This is a genomic window from Halomicrococcus pelagicus (assembly GCF_050954125.1).
The window spans coordinates 1-15059 of sequence record NZ_JBPBWC010000003.1; the positions used below are offsets into that span (position 1 = coordinate 1).

The 15059-nt window shown below is 67.9% G+C and carries 20 protein-coding genes and 1 pseudogene; 11 read left to right on the top strand and 10 right to left on the bottom strand.

Annotated elements, in window-relative coordinates; all coding sequences use genetic code 11:
- Nucleotides 1-355 precede the first annotated feature (355 nt).
- Nucleotides 356-1087 (top strand): Type 1 glutamine amidotransferase-like domain-containing protein, encoded by a 732-nt coding sequence (locus tag ACRYA2_RS07545; protein ID WP_433626040.1) that lies wholly within the window; start codon nt 356-358, stop codon nt 1085-1087.
- On the opposite strand, the gene ACRYA2_RS07550 is transcribed toward ACRYA2_RS07545, so the two are convergent.
- Nucleotides 1084-2505, bottom strand: coding sequence for a phosphoglucomutase/phosphomannomutase family protein (locus ACRYA2_RS07550; protein WP_433626042.1), 1422 nt, complete (start codon nt 2503-2505; stop codon nt 1084-1086). The genes ACRYA2_RS07545 and ACRYA2_RS07550 overlap by 4 nt on opposite strands.
- 260 nt (nt 2506-2765) lie before the next feature.
- Here ACRYA2_RS07550 and ACRYA2_RS07555 point away from each other — a divergent pair, with 260 nt between their 5' ends.
- From ACRYA2_RS07555 to ACRYA2_RS07575, 5 genes are all read left to right on the top strand, one after another.
- Entirely contained in the window at nt 2766-3761 is a 996-nt protein-coding gene (locus ACRYA2_RS07555; RefSeq protein ID WP_433626044.1) for a radical SAM protein, read from the top strand.
- Between the two features lies 1 nt (nt 3762).
- On the top strand, nt 3763-3927 hold the full coding sequence (locus ACRYA2_RS07560) for a hypothetical protein (protein ID WP_433626047.1): 165 nt from the start codon (nt 3763-3765) through the stop codon (nt 3925-3927).
- Between the two features lie 157 nt (nt 3928-4084).
- A complete protein-coding gene (locus ACRYA2_RS07565) occupies nt 4085-4570 on the top strand; it encodes a TRAM domain-containing protein (RefSeq protein ID WP_433626050.1) in 486 nt (161 codons plus the stop codon).
- A gap of 112 nt (nt 4571-4682) precedes the next feature.
- Nucleotides 4683-5159, top strand: a complete 477-nt coding sequence (locus tag ACRYA2_RS07570; protein WP_433626052.1) for a Tfx family DNA-binding protein — start codon at nt 4683-4685, stop codon at nt 5157-5159.
- A 70-nt stretch (nt 5160-5229) separates the two neighbouring features.
- The gene (locus ACRYA2_RS07575; RefSeq protein ID WP_433626055.1) at nt 5230-5853 is read left to right on the top strand and encodes a methyltransferase domain-containing protein; all 624 of its coding nucleotides are present in this window, start codon (nt 5230-5232) and stop codon (nt 5851-5853) included.
- Nucleotides 5854-5949: 96 nt separating this feature from the next.
- Here ACRYA2_RS07575 and ACRYA2_RS07580 read toward each other — a convergent pair whose 3' ends face one another.
- From ACRYA2_RS07580 to ACRYA2_RS07595, 4 genes and pseudogenes are all read right to left on the bottom strand, one after another.
- Entirely contained in the window at nt 5950-6414 is a 465-nt protein-coding gene (locus tag ACRYA2_RS07580; protein ID WP_433626058.1) for a type IV pilin domain-containing protein, read from the bottom strand.
- A 101-nt stretch (nt 6415-6515) separates the two neighbouring features.
- Complete coding sequence (locus tag ACRYA2_RS07585) at nt 6516-6725, bottom strand: hypothetical protein (RefSeq protein WP_433626061.1); 210 nt, start codon at nt 6723-6725, stop codon at nt 6516-6518.
- 102 nt (nt 6726-6827) lie between these two features.
- Complete coding sequence (locus ACRYA2_RS07590) at nt 6828-7115, bottom strand: DUF7094 domain-containing protein (protein WP_433627083.1); 288 nt, start codon at nt 7113-7115, stop codon at nt 6828-6830.
- A gap of 33 nt (nt 7116-7148) precedes the next feature.
- Nucleotides 7149-7853 (bottom strand): annotated as a pseudogene (locus ACRYA2_RS07595) (DUF7096 domain-containing protein); the annotation flags it as partial.
- Here ACRYA2_RS07595 and ACRYA2_RS07600 point away from each other — a divergent pair.
- Nucleotides 7750-8793 carry a helix-turn-helix transcriptional regulator gene (locus ACRYA2_RS07600; RefSeq protein ID WP_433626064.1) on the top strand — a complete coding sequence of 348 codons (1044 nt, stop codon included), beginning with the start codon at nt 7750-7752 and terminating at the stop codon, nt 8791-8793. The pseudogene ACRYA2_RS07595 and the gene ACRYA2_RS07600 sit on opposite strands and share 104 nt — an antisense overlap.
- A 75-nt stretch (nt 8794-8868) precedes the next feature.
- On the opposite strand, the gene ACRYA2_RS07605 is transcribed toward ACRYA2_RS07600, so the two are convergent.
- The 3 genes from ACRYA2_RS07605 to ACRYA2_RS07615 form a co-directional block, all read right to left on the bottom strand.
- Nucleotides 8869-9474 (bottom strand): HdeD family acid-resistance protein, encoded by a 606-nt coding sequence (locus tag ACRYA2_RS07605; RefSeq protein WP_433626067.1) that lies wholly within the window; start codon nt 9472-9474, stop codon nt 8869-8871.
- Between the two features lie 312 nt (nt 9475-9786).
- Nucleotides 9787-10098, bottom strand: coding sequence for a DUF7091 family protein (locus tag ACRYA2_RS07610; protein WP_433626069.1), 312 nt, complete (start codon nt 10096-10098; stop codon nt 9787-9789).
- Between the two features lie 30 nt (nt 10099-10128).
- Nucleotides 10129-10302: a hypothetical protein gene (locus tag ACRYA2_RS07615; RefSeq protein ID WP_433626072.1), complete on the bottom strand. Its 174-nt coding sequence runs from the start codon at nt 10300-10302 to the stop codon at nt 10129-10131.
- A gap of 263 nt (nt 10303-10565) precedes the next feature.
- Between ACRYA2_RS07615 and ACRYA2_RS07620 the strand changes: the two genes are divergently transcribed.
- The 4 genes from ACRYA2_RS07620 (at nt 10566) to ACRYA2_RS07630 (ending at nt 12735) form a co-directional block, all read left to right on the top strand.
- Nucleotides 10566-11498: a replication factor A gene (locus tag ACRYA2_RS07620; protein WP_433626075.1), complete on the top strand. Its 933-nt coding sequence runs from the start codon at nt 10566-10568 to the stop codon at nt 11496-11498.
- Between the two features lies 1 nt (nt 11499).
- Nucleotides 11500-12120: an RPA family protein gene (locus ACRYA2_RS07625; protein ID WP_433626077.1), complete on the top strand. Its 621-nt coding sequence runs from the start codon at nt 11500-11502 to the stop codon at nt 12118-12120.
- Between the two features lie 209 nt (nt 12121-12329).
- A complete protein-coding gene (locus tag ACRYA2_RS26630; protein ID WP_472850125.1) occupies nt 12330-12521 on the top strand; it encodes a DUF8118 domain-containing protein in 192 nt (63 codons plus the stop codon).
- On the top strand, nt 12514-12735 hold the full coding sequence (locus tag ACRYA2_RS07630; RefSeq protein ID WP_433626080.1) for a hypothetical protein: 222 nt from the start codon (nt 12514-12516) through the stop codon (nt 12733-12735). Before ACRYA2_RS26630 ends, ACRYA2_RS07630 begins: the two co-directional genes overlap by 8 nt.
- Nucleotides 12736-12760: 25 nt before the next feature.
- Here ACRYA2_RS07630 and hutH read toward each other — a convergent pair whose 3' ends face one another.
- Entirely contained in the window at nt 12761-14440 is a 1680-nt protein-coding gene (hutH, locus tag ACRYA2_RS07635; protein ID WP_433626083.1) for a histidine ammonia-lyase, read from the bottom strand.
- A 19-nt stretch (nt 14441-14459) separates the two neighbouring features.
- Nucleotides 14460-15041 (bottom strand): DUF8121 family protein, encoded by a 582-nt coding sequence (locus ACRYA2_RS07640; protein ID WP_433626086.1) that lies wholly within the window; start codon nt 15039-15041, stop codon nt 14460-14462.
- Between the last annotated feature and the right edge of the window lie 18 nt (nt 15042-15059).

Consider the following 15059-nt stretch of genomic DNA (forward strand, 5'->3'; position numbering starts at 1 on the left):
GTTGAGGCGGTCGAATTCGGGCATAGATCACTGCGAATTCCAACCGCCTCATCCTTCATCCTTATCTGAACAGTGCCCCACGTGACGGACCCAACGTTTATCACTACGACGGGAAACAGGTACAGGTGATGACACCCGACTGCGTGCGAGTCGCGCCGACGCGCCGGCGTCGCGAGCGCTCCGCTCGCACACTGCGTACGCAGCGGGATGCGTCCGCCCCGAATAGTGCGCCTGCCACGTAGCAGGCGCTCCACACACTCCCCCTCGTTTTCGCCCGGTTCGCCCGACGGCGAGCCACGGTATCGCGCGACGAACGACGCTACCCAACAACACGACTACGCAACGACACGACTCCATGACACACATCGTAGCTATCGGCGGCGGAGAGATCGCCGAACGAGAGACGGAACGAATCGACCGGCGCGTCGTCGCGGCGGCGGACGGCGCGTCACCGACGGCGCTGTTCGTCCCGACCGCGAGCGGTGACGCCGCGGGCTACTGCGAACGGTTCCACCGCTACTACGGCGACGAACTCGGCTGCGAGACGACGGTGCTCCGACTGGTCGACGACCCCGACGGCGACGACGCGGTCGAACGGAAGATCGCGGCGGCCGACCTCGTCTACGTCGGCGGCGGCGACACGGGCGCGCTGCTCGACCGGTGGCGCGAGCGCGGCGTCGCAGAACGACTCCGGACGGCGGCGCAGGACGGGACGCTCCTCGCGGGACTCAGTGCGGGCGCACTCTGCTGGTTCGACGGCGGACTCGCCGACGCGGTTCCGGACGCCGAGTACGGACCGCTCGACGCGCTGGGCTGGGTCGACGGCCTTCGGTTCACGCCGCACGCCCACGCGGAGCGACGGCGTGCGTTCGCGGACGCGCTGTGCGGGACCGGTGCGACGGGGCTGGCGCTCACCGACCGCGCAGCGGTCGAGATACGGGACGACGAGTTCCGGATTCTGACCGGCGGCGACGACGCGGCCGCGTACCTCCTCGTGGACGTCGGCGGACGCGTCGTCATCGAGCGCGTCGAAGCGACGTCGTTCCGGCCGCTCGACGACCTGGGCTACCGGTTCGGTGCGGACTAGACCAGCGGCTCGACCAGGTCGCGACCCGCGTCCAGCAGTTCCGACACCCGGTCCTCGCTGTCCGCTTCGGCGTAGACGCGCATCTTCGGCTCCGTCCCGCTCGGCCGGACGAGCAGCCAGGAGCCGTCGTCGAGCAGTATCTTGAACCCGTCCGCGGTCACGACGTCCTCGACGTCCTGGCCGGCGACCGACTCCGGCAGTTCGGCTTCGAGGTCGTCGAGCACGCGCGCCTTCTCCTCGTCCGGGCAGTCGACGCTGATCTTCCCCTGGTGTATCTCGCCGAACTCCGAGAGGAGCGCGTCGACGCGGTCGTCGAAGCCGCGTTCGGCGGCCGTGGCGGCAGCGAGCAGCGCCACGAGGACGCCGTCCTTCTCGCGGACGTGGCCCCGCACGGAGAACCCGCCGCTCTCCTCGCCGCCGACGAGCGCGTCGTGGTCGGCCATCGCCTGCGCGACCCACTTGAAGCCGACCGGCGTCTCGAACACCTCCTCCCCGTGGGCGTCCGCGACGCGGTCGACGAGGAAGGTGGTGGAGACGGTCCGGATGGCGGGTCCCGAGTCGTCCTCCAGCAGGTAGTCGTACAGTGCGGCGAAAAAGAGGTTCTCGTCGAGGAAGCCCCGGTCGGGCGTGACCACCGCGAACCGGTCGGCGTCGCCGTCGTTGGCGATGCCGAGGTCGGCGTCGCGCTCCCGGACCGCCGCGGCGAGGTCGCCGAGATGCTCCTCGCTCGGTTCCGGCGGCGACCCGCCGAACTCGGGGTCGCGCTCGCAGCGCAGGCGCTCGACCTCCGCGCCCGCCTCCGCCAGCAGGCGGTCGGTCACGCCGCGACCGCTACCGTGCATGGCGTCGTAGACGACCGAGAGGTCCGAGAGGTCGAGGGGAACGTCGCCTTGGCTCCCGTCCGACCCGGCGCGCTCGGCGACGAGACCGAAGGCGTGGTCGGCGTAGGGCGCGACGAAGTCCTCTTCGCGAACCGCGCCGTGTTCGTCTTCGGGGAGCGGGTCGGGTTCCGCGAGTCGCGCCTCTATCTCGTCCGTCACCTCCGGGAGCGCGGGCGCGCCGTCCGACGGGATGAACTTCACGCCGTTGTACTCCGGCGGATTGTGCGAGGCGGTCACCATCAGCCCGCCCGCCAGCTCGCGGTCCGCGATGGTCCACGCGAGCAGCGGCGTCGGCGTGTCCCGCTCGGGAATGAGCACGTCGAAGCCGTTCGCGGCCAGCACCCGGCTGAGGTCCTCCGCGAACCCGCGCGAGGTCTCCCGGGCGTCGTAGCTCACCGCGACGGTGCCGTCCTCGCGCCCCTCCACCTCCCGCAGGTAGTTCGCCACGGCCTGCCCCACGATACGAACGCGCGGAGCAGTGAACTCGTCCAGCGTCGCCCGCCAGCCGTCGGTTCCGAACGAAATCGGCGTCTCCATACTGCCCACGACATCGCGCCCCCCGAAAAAACCTCCGCGTAACGGGGTTCGTTCACAGGCGTCACGGCTCCGCGCCCCGCCGACGCCGGGTGATTCGAGTTCCGTCCGGACGGGCTCGCGGCCGGAATCTCCCCGGGACGGACCGCCGTCGACGCCGGTCGCGGTCGGGAGCGACCGTGACGCGACGACGCGACGGAGCCGGGACGACAGCGGTCGTTTCGCACGCTTTTTGAGGCTCGACCGCAAAACGATGACAACGAATGATCTCGAAGGGCTGTGAACAGTGCGCCAAAGGGGGCAAGATGGTACTTTTCGTCTACGGTTACTGCGACCAGCGCGACTGCTTCTACTGCCCGCTCGGCGAGAACCGCAAGAACGTCACCGACGTGTACGCCAACGAGCGTCTCGTCGAGGACGACGAGGACGTCATCACCGAGGCGAAGCGGATGGACGCCCTCGGCACCTCCATCACGGGCGGCGAACCGCAGGAGGCGATGAACAAGACCTGCCGGTACCTCTCGATGCTCAAGGAGGAGTTCGGCGAGGACCACCACACGCATCTCTACACCGGCATCACGGGCGGCCGGGAGAACATGCGTCGCCTCTCGGAGGCAGGCCTCGACGAGATACGCTTCCACCCGCCCTACGAACTCTGGGGGGACCTCCACGGCACCGAGTGGGAGGAAATCCTTCACATCGCCCGCGAGGAGGGACTGACGCCCGCGTTCGAGATTCCGGGCATCCGACCCGAGGAGGAGTTTCTGGAGTTCCTCGACGAAGGTGCTGCCGAGTTCTGCAACGTCAACGAGTTCGAGATGTCCGACGGCAACTACCGCCGGATGCAGGAGGCCGGCTACGAACTCCAGGACGGGCACATGTCCGCCGTCGACGGGTCGAAAGAGCAGATTCTCGACGTGATGGGCGACCACGAGCGCGTCTACTTCTGTACCTCCGTGTTCAAGGACGCGGCCCAGCACCGCAATCGACTGAAGCGGATGGCCCGGAACATCCGCCGGGAGTTCGACGACGTCACCGACGACGGCACGCTCGTCTACGGCAAGACGTGGGAGACGAGGGAGCGTCTCGAAGAACTCGGCGTCCCCGAGGAGTTCTACACGGTCAAGTCCGACCACGTCGAACTCGCGTGGTGGCTGCTGGAGGAGATGGTCGAGGAGGGCGACGTCGAGCGCGGCGAGATCGTCGAACAGTATCCGACCTACGACGGACAGGTCGTCGAACGCACGCCGCTGGCCTGAGATGACCGGACAGTACCTCACCATCGGACTGCTCGCGCTGTGCTGTGCGACGTTCGGCGTCTCGCTGAGCATGATGGGTATGCTGACCGTCGGCCTCCCGTTCGTCCTGCTGTACGGCGGCAGCGGCGCGTACGTTCTCTGGAAGCGCGACGCCCGCTCCGCGTGAGCGAGGTCGACCGTCGGAACGTCGCAATCCAGGGTGTCGCCGCTCGACGCTTCTCGGACAGGAGACCACGGGCAGCGACGGCGGTGCGTGCCGGCGTCTCGGGCCGTAGAAAACGGCTGTCGGAAGTGTTTAGGCGGGGGGAACACAAGAGGTAGCCATGCCGGACTGTCCACTCGCCGACGACTGCCCGAGTTTCGAGGAGCGCATCGATGGAATGGGGTGTCACCACTACGGTGACCGCGGCGGGGCCGAGTGGTGCAACTACTACAACCAGCCGATTCGCGACCTGAAGACCGCCCCGGTCCAGCCCGGCGAGGAGGTCGTCGTCGACGTCGACGACATTCACGAAAGCGGTGCCGGCGTCGGCCGGACCGAGGACGGCTTCATCGTCATGGTCGACGGCGTCCTGCCGGAGGCCCGCGCCAAGGTCGAGATAATCAACGTCAAGAGCAATCACGCTCGCGCCGACCTCGTCGAACGTCTGCCGATGGACGAAGCGGACGAACCCGACGCAGACGAAGCGGACGCGGACGCCGACGAAGCGGACGACGAGGCGACCGCTGACGACGAGGAGACCGCCGAAGACGACGGCAGCGAGCGACCGCCCCAACTCGGCAGCCGCGACAACTTCTGGGGCGGGTGAGGCCCGACGAGACGACCGTTTCGGGCGTGGACAGTCCCCGGTCTCTCTCGTCTCGACGGAGTTCGCTCGCCGCGGACGGACCTTTTTTCGCTCCCGACTCCTATCGGTCGGTATGAGCCAGCAACCCGACGCCGACGAACTGCTCCGGCAAGCCGGGTTCGACGCCGACGAGAGCGTGCTCACGTATCGGCAGGCGGAGGTGCTCGCGCTCCGCGAGCGCGGACTCTCCCAGGCCGCCATCGCCGACGCGCTCGGGACGTCGCGGGCCAACGTCTCCAGCGTCGAAGCCAGCGCCCGCGGGAACGTCCGGAAGGCGCGCGAGACGGTGGCGTTCGCGGCAGCCCTCGAAGCGCCGGTGCGCATCGAGGTCGACGCCGGAACCGACCTCTACGACGTTCCCTCTCGGGTGTACGACGCCTGCGACGACGCCGGCGTGAAGGTCAGCCACGCCGCGCCGGAACTGATGAAGCTCATCAGCGACTCGGCGGGCGACGCCGTCGACGGTCGGGCGGTCCAGGAGCCGCTGCTCGTCGGCGTGACTCCCGACGGTGACGTGACGGTGCGCAAGCCGGGCCGACCGTCGCCGTAGTCCCGGGCGCTGGCGAACCGCGGACGCGAACCGGTGGGATTGATGAGCGTCGGAGCAAACGTGTCGAACAATGGGCATCCTCGAAAACAAGCGCCGCGCGAGGGTCTTCTACAAGTACCTCTCGAAGGTGTACGACACGGTCAACCCGTTCGTCTGGAACGAGGAGATGCGAGCGGAAGCGATATCGATGCTCGACGTCGACGAGGACGACCGCGTGCTGGACGTCGGCTGCGGTACCGGCTTCGCCACCGAGGGGCTGCTCGAGCGGACCGAGAACGTCCACGGGCTGGACCAGAGCGTCCATCAGCTCGAGAAGGCGTGGGACAAGCTCGGCAAGCACGACCCCGTCAGCTTCTATCGCGGCGACGCCGAGCGCCTGCCGTTCCGCGATGACACCTTCGACGTGGTGTGGTCGTCGGGGTCCATCGAGTACTGGCCCGACCCCGTCGCGACGCTGCGGGACATGCGACGCGTGACGAAACCCGGCGGTCAGGTGCTCGTCGTCGGCCCGAACTACCCCAAGACGGGCGTCATGCAGAAGGTCGCTGACGCCATCATGCTGTTCTACGACCGCGAGGAGGCCGACCGGATGTTCCACGCGGCGGGCTACGACGACGTCCGCCATCGCGAGATGGGCCCCTCGTACGACCCCGACGTCGCCATAACGACGGTAGCGCGCGTGCCCGAGGAGTGACGAACCGCCGGACGAACGTCTTCTCTGCGAGCACCTCTCGGCGAACGCTCGATTCTCGACCGGGGCGTCGGACTCCTGGACTCGACGAATGGGAACTCAGCCCGCGGTCGTCGACACCTCCGCGACGAGTCGACCGTCGAGGCGGACGCGGACCAGGACGCGGTCGCCCGGGTCGAGGAGCGGGTCGTTCGTCCCGGCGAGTTCTATCGCCGTCCGTTCGCCGGGGGTCCAGGTCTCGTTCGTCGCGCTGTTGAACGGCCTCGTCGGGCCGGGTCGGAACCCCGTCGCGGCGAAGAACGGGACCGGCGGCTGGTGGTCGAGCGGCGTCCCGTCGATTCGGACGGCGACCGAGAGCCGCTCGACTGACAGCGGGTCGCCGCCTCGGTGGAGCAAGACGAGCCGGTCGGCTTCCGCGTCGGCCGAGACGGCGAGGGCGGCGTGGGTCGGCTCTCGCGGCACGGTCGTATCAAGCGCGAGCGTCCCGACCCCTCCAGCGAGGACGAATGCCACGACCAGCAGGAGGACGGTGCCGACGGCGGGCGAGAGGGCGCGAGACGACACGCCCCGAGGTGGCCCCGTCTCCGTACTTCAAGTTTCGGACGGGCCGGACGTGGCGTTCTCGGCCTGGACGCCGTACGGACGGACGGTCACGGAGACGGTGTTCAGTCCGCGTCGAGCGGAACGGTGAACTGCTCGCGCGGAGCGACGGTCATCAGGACCCCGTCCGCGCCGGTCGGTCCGAGTTCGGTTCCGGCGACCTCGACGGTGCCGTTGACCGGATTACCGTTCGCGTCGGTCAGGTTGATCCGGAGTGGACCCCCGGAGTACGTCCGGTTGACCGCCAGTTCGAGGTCCGTGGAGTTGTTCCGCACTGCCGGACCGTAGGGGACCCGATACGGACCGGTGAGGTCCTTGTACTGGACTTCGCGGAAGACCTCCTTCGTGCTGCCGTCGAGGTAGGCCTCGATGACTCCCTAGGGGTGGACGAAGTCGGTCTTCCAGATGCCGACCGAACTGTATCGCACGTCGGTACTCTTGTCCACGTTGACCGAGTTCGACTGCAGCCACGGATACTGCGAGACCGTGACGTTCTGGGCTTCCCGGTAGGACATCGTCCCCGTCGTCTTCGGTTTTCGGTAGTCGGCCCGGTACGCTTCGCGGACGTACTGCGAATCGCGAGTCGTCGCGAGGACGACCCCCGCCTTCGTCGCCGCGACGGAGACGACGTTGGCGTCCGACTGGCCGCGAATCGTCCTGCCGATCGACTGCCTGACCGGCCCCTGTAGCGTGACGAGGTCGCCCCTGAGCGTCCAGACCTGCGGCGCGAACCGCGGGACGTCGTCCGCGTGCTCCGCCATCCAGCTTATCGACCGCTCGACGCCGGCCGCCTGCGCATCGATGAGGGCGAGTCTGCGAGTGTACTGCCGCGTCGTGAGCGTTCCGTCGTTGTACTTCTAGCTGGCGGCGCGCTCCGCGTTCTGTAGCGTCGAGAGCCGGGACTTGATCGAGAACTGGTAGCGGAGCAGGATCTGATTTTTCTCCTGGCGACCGCTCGCCGACTGGAGGCGCTCCTCTAGCGTGTACATCTGGTGTCGGGTCTCGGTCCGTTCGGTGTCCATCGCCAGCGCCGTTCCGAGTCCGATAGACGGCGAGTGGACGTCGGTTCTGCCCGGCGTTCCGAGGCTCAGATGCGAAGACGTGTTGTTGAACCCGGGCGGCTGTACCGGATTCGGTTCTTTCTCGCTCGGTGGCCTCTCCGCCGCGGGCGCGTCGACGCCGACGGCGAAAGGAGAAGGAGCAACGACAGGATAAGGGGGAGGGCTCGACTCATAATCGTTGCTTAGGAACTTACTCGTTAAAATACGCGCACGCTGGGACGCCACTGCACGTCCCGGCGTGGCCGCGAGCGTCGACGCCCCCACCGACGTCGACGCAGCGGTCGCGAACCGGTCGGCGCCGGCGAACGTCACGCGGTCGAACGGAACGACGATGTACGTCACGCCGCAATCCGACGGTGACGCCCACTGGAACGTCTCGACGAGGTTCGCGCTCGACGGTGCGAACGAGACGGCCGCGTTCGAGCGCCTCGGCAAGGAGTTCGAACGCGGCCAGAACGACGTGGGTTACTCCGTCGAGTTGTTCCGGAAGGTCGCTCGTCTGGCCGCGGACGAAACGGGTCGGACGATGCGGATACGGCAGGTCGACCGGAGCTACCACGTCGGGAACGGGACGGGGCGGCTATCGCTGACGTTCACCTGGACGAACTTCTCCCGGACGCCGGGCGACCGTATCGTCGTCCGCGACGCCTTCCTCCTCGACGGGGGCAACTCGACGTGGCTCTGGGAACTGCGGGACGACCAGCGACTCGTCATCCAGAAACCGGAAGGGTACCACGTCAAGAGTTCGCCGAACAAGGGTCACGAGAACGGGACGCTCCGCTACGAGGGCCCGACGTCGTTCTTCCCCGGCGAGATAGCGGTGACGTACGAGAAAAACAGCGGCCAGGGGCCGTCCCAGGAGAGTTTCGACTGGCGCGGGATACTGGGAATCGTCCTCCTGTTGTTCGTCGTCAGCACCGGCGGGGCGGGTCTCTACGTCCTGGCGCAGCGACGCGACGGGGAGTCGTCCGACGACGCGCCGCCCGCCGAGGAGCAGACGTTCGACCGCGCCGGCAGCCTCGCTCCCGAACCGGACGAGTCGGACGGGGACACCGACCCCGAACTGCTCTCCGACGAGGAACGCGTCGAACACATGCTCCGCCGAAACGGTGGTCGGATGAAACAGGCCGACATCGTCACGGAGACGAACTGGTCGAACGCGAAGGTGTCGCAACTGCTGTCGTCGATGGCCGACGAGGGGCAGGTCGACAAGCTCCGCATCGGCCGCGAGAACCTCATCACGCTCCCCGACGAGGAAGTCGGCGACTTCGACGAGGAATGACCTCCGGTTCGTCCGCTCGTCTTCGCTGCACGAGGCTCGCCCCGTCAGTTCCTGTGGAGCGCGAAAAGAGTCGGTTCAGGCTCCGCGGGGTTCGCTCCCCGGCGGAGTGGTCGTCTCGCGGGCCGTCTCGCGGCCGCCCATGGCGACGAACACCATCGCCAGACCGCTGGTCAGCAGCTTCACGCCGAAGAGCAGGCCGATGGCCCAGGCCGCGCTCGCCGGGAAGTTCACCCAGACGAGTCCGGCTAACACGAGCGCGAGCGCGCCGCTGACGACGAGTCCGCTCCAGTTCTTCTCCGGCCGCGCCCGGACGCCCATGACGATCTCGAAGACGCCGGCCGTGAACAGGAACGCGGTCACCAGCACGGTCAGCGTCGCGAGTCCGACGACCGGGTTCGCCATCAGCGAGATGCCGGCGACGGCGTAGAGGACCGCCAGCAGCCCCTGGACGACGAATCCCGTCCATCCCTTGCCGGAGAACGCCGCCGCTACGTGGACGAGGCTCCCCACGACGAGCGCCGCGCCGAGCAGGATGGACAGCGAGACGCCCGTGACGAACGGGAACAGTATCGCCAGGACGCCGAGGACCGCCACGACGATTCCGGCTCCCATCATTCCGCGCCACCCCTCGGCGGCGGTGTTCGATACCATTTCGGTGCCACTCTCGTACTCAGTGTTCATCGTAATTCCTCCTCATCATGTAGATACGCTAGAATACTATTTAAATAGAGTTGCCTATTTGAAGCAGCTTCCGGCTTCTAGACCGTTCACCGGGCGTACTGCGGTCAGAATCGGCCGCGTCGATCGAACGTCGCGGCGAGAGCAACTGCGCCCCCGTCGTCAGGACCGGCTACCAACACGTCGAGCGGTCGGCCGATTCGCCGGCCGTCCCGTTCCGCCGCAGTCCGGGCGTTCGGTCGCGGAGCCTCGGACGCCTGATGGGTCGCCGGCAGGACCCTCCCGAACGTCGCTCTCGTTCGTCCGGAACTCCGGTCACCACGTCTCGACGCGCCCGTCGCGGACGTCCTCGACGCAACCCTCGCAGTCGGGATGGTCGGGGTCGAAGCAGGCCGGACGACCCTCGGGGTCGAGGCGGACCGCCCGGCGTTCGACGTACCGCCGACAGACTATCTTCGCCCGGCCATGTTCGTCCTGTGGAAGGTCCGCGAGCGCGGTGTCCCGGGCGTTCCGGTAGGCCTCCTTCGCATCGGAGATCTGGTCGTTGGTGGACCTGCGTCGCTCTTCGACCTTCTTGCCCGCCTTCCGGAGTTTCGAACGGAGGAAGCGTTCGAGGCGGTCGTCCATGCGTCGCGTTTGTGGGTAGAGGTAGATAGGTTAACTGGTGGTCTCGGCCTCGCGGTCGTCGACCAGGTCGAGGGCCGCGTAGAAGGTGAACGCGAGCGGGTCGTCGACCTCGTCCAGCGCGCGGAGGATGCGGAACCGGGTCTCGTGAGCCATCAGTTCGAAGGCCTTGTCGGGAGACAGGCGCTCGACGACGACGTCGCTCATGCCCGTCGTTCTGTCGGCGATGGACAAGGAATTTCGGGTCATCACCGGTCTCACGCTTGTTCTAACCCAGACCACCCTCCGGACGAACCGAAGAGGGCTCTCGAACCGCCCGAAAACGCCAGCTTCAAACCGCTCGTATGCACAGTCTCGACGCCGCTCCCCCGACTTTACACTTTCACTCCGGCTACGTAACCTTTTATACCATCGCGCACCAACCCCGATACGTCTCCCGTGGAAACCAAAGCGGAGACGTGGAGCAAACCATGACCGATGTGCGACAGCATGCGGAAGAGATTCAGGAACAGTTCTCCGACCACCTGGACGTGACGGTAGACGACGTAGCGTCGCGTCTCGACAGCCTGGTCAACGAGTACAGAGTGCCGATGGAGGAGGCTCGACGCAGCGTCGTCAGCCACTACCTCGACGAGGCGGGCCTCGAACGCGACGAGATTCGCAGTGGCGGCGGCACCGAGGAAGCCGAACTCGCCGACATCGACACCGACGAGCAGTGGCTGAACGTCACCGCCAAGGTAGTGGACCTCTGGGAGCCCCGGAGCGACGCCGTCGGGCAGGTCGGCCTGCTCGGCGACGAGAGCGGCACCATCAAGTTCACGAAGTGGGCCAAGTCCGACCTCCCGGAACTGGAGGAGGGCAAGGTCTACCGACTCGGTAACGTCGTCACCGACGAGTACCAGGGCGACTACTCCGTGAAGCTCAACCGGACGACCACCATCGAGGAACTCGACCGCGAGATGGAGGTCGGCGACGACAGCGAGGAGATCGAGGGCGCGCTGGTGGACATCCAGTCCGGCAGCGGCCTCATCAAGCGCTGTCCCCACGACGACTGCACTCGCGTCCTCCAGAACGGTCGCTGCTCGGAACACGGCGAGGTCGAGGGCGAGTTCGACCTGCGCATCAAGGGCGTTCTGGACGACGGCGTCGACGTGCACGAAGTCATCTTCGACGAGGGAGCGACGGAGGAACTGACCGGCATCTCGCTCGACGAGGCGAAACAGATGGCGATGGACGCGCTCGACACGACGGTCGTCGCCGACGAGATGCGCGAAGAGACGCTCGGACACTACTACCGCGTCTCCGGGCCGACGATGGGTCGATACCTGCTCGTCGACGAGATGGAGACGCTGACCGGGCCGGTGGATGCCGAGGAAGCGCTCATCAAAGCGAGGTCGATCTGATATGAGTGGTGCACCAACGCGAGAAGTCGCGCGGCGTGCGTTCGCCGCGGAGTTCAACGACGCGAGTTACACGTTCAAGGAGTCGGAGGACGAACGCGCACCGGTCTACCTGCTCCTCCCCACGGGCGAGCGGGCGAACCGCGTGTTCGTCGTTGGAACGCTGACCGAGAAGGAGGACGTCGGCGAAGACAGCGAGTACTGGCGCGGCCGGGTCGTCGACCCGACCGGGACGTTCTTCGTCTACGCCGGCCAGTACCAGCCCGACGCCGCGGGGATGCTCCGCGAACTCGAACCGCCGGCGTACGTCGCCATCGCGGGCAAACCGCGCACGTTCGAGACGGACGACGGGACGGTCAACGTCTCGGTGCGTCCCGAGTCCATCACGGTCGTCGACGATTCGACGCGCGACCGCTGGGTCGTCGAGACGGCACAGCGCACCATCGAACGCGTCGCGGCGTTCGACGACGACGCGAACGAGTACGCCGCGATGGCGCGCGAGCAGTACGACCTCCCGGTCGAACAGTACCGCGAGGCGGCCATCGACGCGCTGGAGGGCCTCGACGAGGAGGCCGACGCCGGCGACGCTGGCGAGTCCGGCGAGTCGGAGCCTCCTGCGCAGTAGCGGACGCGGTCGACTCGACGGCCGCGGTCCACCGCGTTCGAGAGCATTTCTGGGGGGTGACGACGAACCGTCGAACGAAGACGGAGCCGCGAGTAGTCGTACGAGCGCGATGGGCGGGAGAACAGCGCGATGAACGACGCCTGGCGTCGTGAAACGGTCGGGGTGTCACCAGCACCCCGACGCCGGGCGTGCCTCTGCCAGCAAGCCCAATGCACACCCATACGAGACGGTTACAAGAAAGCACCGTTCCCGAACCGATAACCGGGCCGCACGAGGGACTCGACGCGGACGGACGCCTCGACCACCAGTACTGGCGCTGTGAGCGCTGCGGCCTCGAAAGCACCGACTCCCGCATGCGAGCGGGCTGTTTCCGCTGCGGTGCGGGAGGCGACGATGGTTGACGAGCGGTCCTCGCCCAGCACCGGCTGGGAGGAGGTGTACGACGCGATGGACGCCGACACCGACGCCGAGGACCCGGCCCGCCCGTGTCCGGACTGCGACGCGGAGTCCGAGCGCGTCTTCGACCGGGTGTTCCGCTGTCCGGACCACGGGTTCTGGGCGCTCGGCCGCGACGGCGACGTGCGGTCGGGCAACCGGACCGGGACGGAAGCGTAGTCGCGCTCCGGCCGACTTCGGACTGTTACTCCAGCGACTCGTCGAGGTCGTCCTCGACGCGCGCTTCGAGCAGGCCGGACCGGACCAGCGTCGCTGCGGTCGCGATGTCCTCGTGGATAGGTCGGTCCTCGACGAGCGGCGGCACGACCTCCCGCACCGCGTCGTAGGCCGCGCCCGTCCCGACCCCGTGCGAGAGGTCGTCGTCCTCGCCGTGGTGGTCGGCGCTACCTGTCGCGTCCGCCGCCGCCAGTGCCTCGCGGTCCACGAACTCCGCGGCCTGGGCGGCACAGAGGAGTTCGACCCCGACGACGGTCAGCGCGTTCTCGACCGCGCTCCGGGCGTCGAAGGCGCTCTGGGCGCTCATGCTCACGTGGTCCTCCTGGTTGCCGCTGACGGGCGTGTTGTCCATCGACGGCCGGCCGGTCGCGCGGTTCTCGTTGACGAGCGCGGCGGCGGTGTACTGGGCGAGCATGTACCCCGAGCGCAGGCCGGGCCGTTCGGTGAGGAACGGCGGCAGGTGCGGTTCCTGCACGTTCGGGTTCAACATCCTGTCCACCCGTCGCTCGGCGATGGCGGCGAGTTCCGTGACGGCGTTCGTCAGGTAGTCGAGCGGGAGCGCGAGCGGGTCGCCGTGGAAGTTGCCGCCGGAGAGGACGGCGGCGTCGCCGGTCCCGCTGGCGCGCTCGTCGACCGCGTCGGCCGGGAAGATGAGCGGGTTGTCGGTCGCGCTGTTGAGTTCCGTCTCCACGGCGTTCCGGAGGTGGGCGACGGCGTCCCGGACCGCGCCGTGGACCTGGGGAAGACAGCGAATCGAGTAGGCGTCCTGCACGCGGTCGCAGTTGCGGTGGGACTCGACTATCTCGGAGTCGGCGGTGAGTCGCTTGACGTTTCGGGCGCTCGCGGCGTGGCCGGCGTGGGGACGTACGTCGGCGATGGCCCGGTCGCAGGAGGCGGTCGTGGACATCGTCACCTCGGTCGTGAGCGCGCCGGCCACGTCAGCGGCCCGTATCGCGCGCTCGGCGTCCCGGACCGCGAGCGCGGCCAGACCGACCGTCAACTGGGTGCCGTTGATGAGCGCCAGTCCCTCCTTCGCCTGCAACGTCAGGGGTTCGAGGTCGGCGGTCGCGAGCGCCGCGTCGCCGTCGAGTCGTTCGCCGTCCGCTCGGCGGTCGCTCTCCTCCTCGCTCGCCCCGTCCGTCGAGCGTCGCTCGACGCGGGCCTCTCCCTCGCCGACGAGCACCAGCGCGAGATGCGCGAGGGGGGCGAGGTCACCGCTCGCACCGAGGCTTCCCCGGGAGTTGACGACCGGGTGAACTCCCTCGTTCAGCATCGTCGCGAGGTGGTCGACGACGACCTCGCGCACGCCGGAGTAGCCCTTCACGAGCGCGTTGACGCGCCCGACCATCATCGCCCGGACCTCCTCGCGGGTCAACTCGCGGCCCGCGCCGGCCGCGTGGCTCCGGACGAGGTTGGTCTGCAGGGTCTCTATCTCCTCGGCGGGGATGCGCTCGTCGACGAGTTCGCCGAACCCGGTGTTGACGCCGTACACCGCGTCGCCGCTCTCGACGACCGCGTCGACGCGTTCGCGGGCCGCCCGGACGCGCTCGCGGGCGTCGTCGGTGACGGTGACTGGCGCGTCGTCGCGGGCGACGCGCTCGACGTCCTCCGGCGTCAGGCTCTCGCCGTCGAGGCGTACCTCGGTCATGCTCGTACCTCCTGAACGCTCAGGGTCGTCCGTCGCCGCCGGTGAACGACACCCTGCCGTCCGCCTCGGCGACGTAGCGGTCGCCGAACCGACCGTTCTCCGATAGGACCTCGCGAATCACGACGTGCATCTCCTCGGGCGTCGAGTCGGGCCGCTCGACCAGGAACTGGAGACTGAGCGACCCGATACCGACCGGGCCGACGTCCGGTATCTCCAGTATCGTCGCGCCCGCGTCGTGGTCGTCGCGGAAGCGAATCTCCGGGTCCGGGCTGCCGTCGAAGGTGTCGAGGTACACGTCCGGTGGGACCTCGCCAGCCGGTCGACCGAAACCGAACTCGAGGCGGATTGACTCGACGGTCGTCCCCTCCCGGTGCCACGTGTGATACTCCAGCGGCCGATACGCGGACTCCGAGAGGCCGCTGTAGCCGATACCGACGTTCAGGAGCTTTGTCCCGCCCTCGCGGAACACCCAGGACGCCCGGGTTTCGTCGTCTTCCCGTTCCGGGTTGTGGAGGTGTATCGTCTTTCCGAATGCGGAACAGCCGGCCAGCGACGCACAGGCGGCGACGCCCGACGCGTGGAGGAATCGACGGCGGCGCATACCGGCGACTATTCAGGA

Coding starts and splice junctions, on each gene's coding strand:
- ACRYA2_RS07545 (WP_433626040.1), top strand. CDS start 356: ATGACACACATCGTAGCTATCGGCGGCGGAGAGATCGCCGAACGAGAG.
- ACRYA2_RS07550 (WP_433626042.1), bottom strand. CDS start 2,505: ATGGAGACGCCGATTTCGTTCGGAACCGACGGCTGGCGGGCGACGCTG.
- ACRYA2_RS07555 (WP_433626044.1), top strand. CDS start 2,766: ATGATCTCGAAGGGCTGTGAACAGTGCGCCAAAGGGGGCAAGATGGTA.
- ACRYA2_RS07560 (WP_433626047.1), top strand. CDS start 3,763: ATGACCGGACAGTACCTCACCATCGGACTGCTCGCGCTGTGCTGTGCG.
- ACRYA2_RS07565 (WP_433626050.1), top strand. CDS start 4,085: ATGCCGGACTGTCCACTCGCCGACGACTGCCCGAGTTTCGAGGAGCGC.
- ACRYA2_RS07570 (WP_433626052.1), top strand. CDS start 4,683: ATGAGCCAGCAACCCGACGCCGACGAACTGCTCCGGCAAGCCGGGTTC.
- ACRYA2_RS07575 (WP_433626055.1), top strand. CDS start 5,230: ATGGGCATCCTCGAAAACAAGCGCCGCGCGAGGGTCTTCTACAAGTAC.
- ACRYA2_RS07605 (WP_433626067.1), bottom strand. CDS start 9,474: ATGAACACTGAGTACGAGAGTGGCACCGAAATGGTATCGAACACCGCC.
- ACRYA2_RS07610 (WP_433626069.1), bottom strand. CDS start 10,098: ATGGACGACCGCCTCGAACGCTTCCTCCGTTCGAAACTCCGGAAGGCG.
- ACRYA2_RS07615 (WP_433626072.1), bottom strand. CDS start 10,302: ATGAGCGACGTCGTCGTCGAGCGCCTGTCTCCCGACAAGGCCTTCGAA.
- ACRYA2_RS07620 (WP_433626075.1), top strand. CDS start 10,566: ATGACCGATGTGCGACAGCATGCGGAAGAGATTCAGGAACAGTTCTCC.
- ACRYA2_RS07625 (WP_433626077.1), top strand. CDS start 11,500: ATGAGTGGTGCACCAACGCGAGAAGTCGCGCGGCGTGCGTTCGCCGCG.
- ACRYA2_RS26630 (WP_472850125.1), top strand. CDS start 12,330: ATGCACACCCATACGAGACGGTTACAAGAAAGCACCGTTCCCGAACCG.
- ACRYA2_RS07630 (WP_433626080.1), top strand. CDS start 12,514: ATGGTTGACGAGCGGTCCTCGCCCAGCACCGGCTGGGAGGAGGTGTAC.
- hutH (WP_433626083.1), bottom strand. CDS start 14,440: ATGACCGAGGTACGCCTCGACGGCGAGAGCCTGACGCCGGAGGACGTC.
- ACRYA2_RS07640 (WP_433626086.1), bottom strand. CDS start 15,041: ATGCGCCGCCGTCGATTCCTCCACGCGTCGGGCGTCGCCGCCTGTGCG.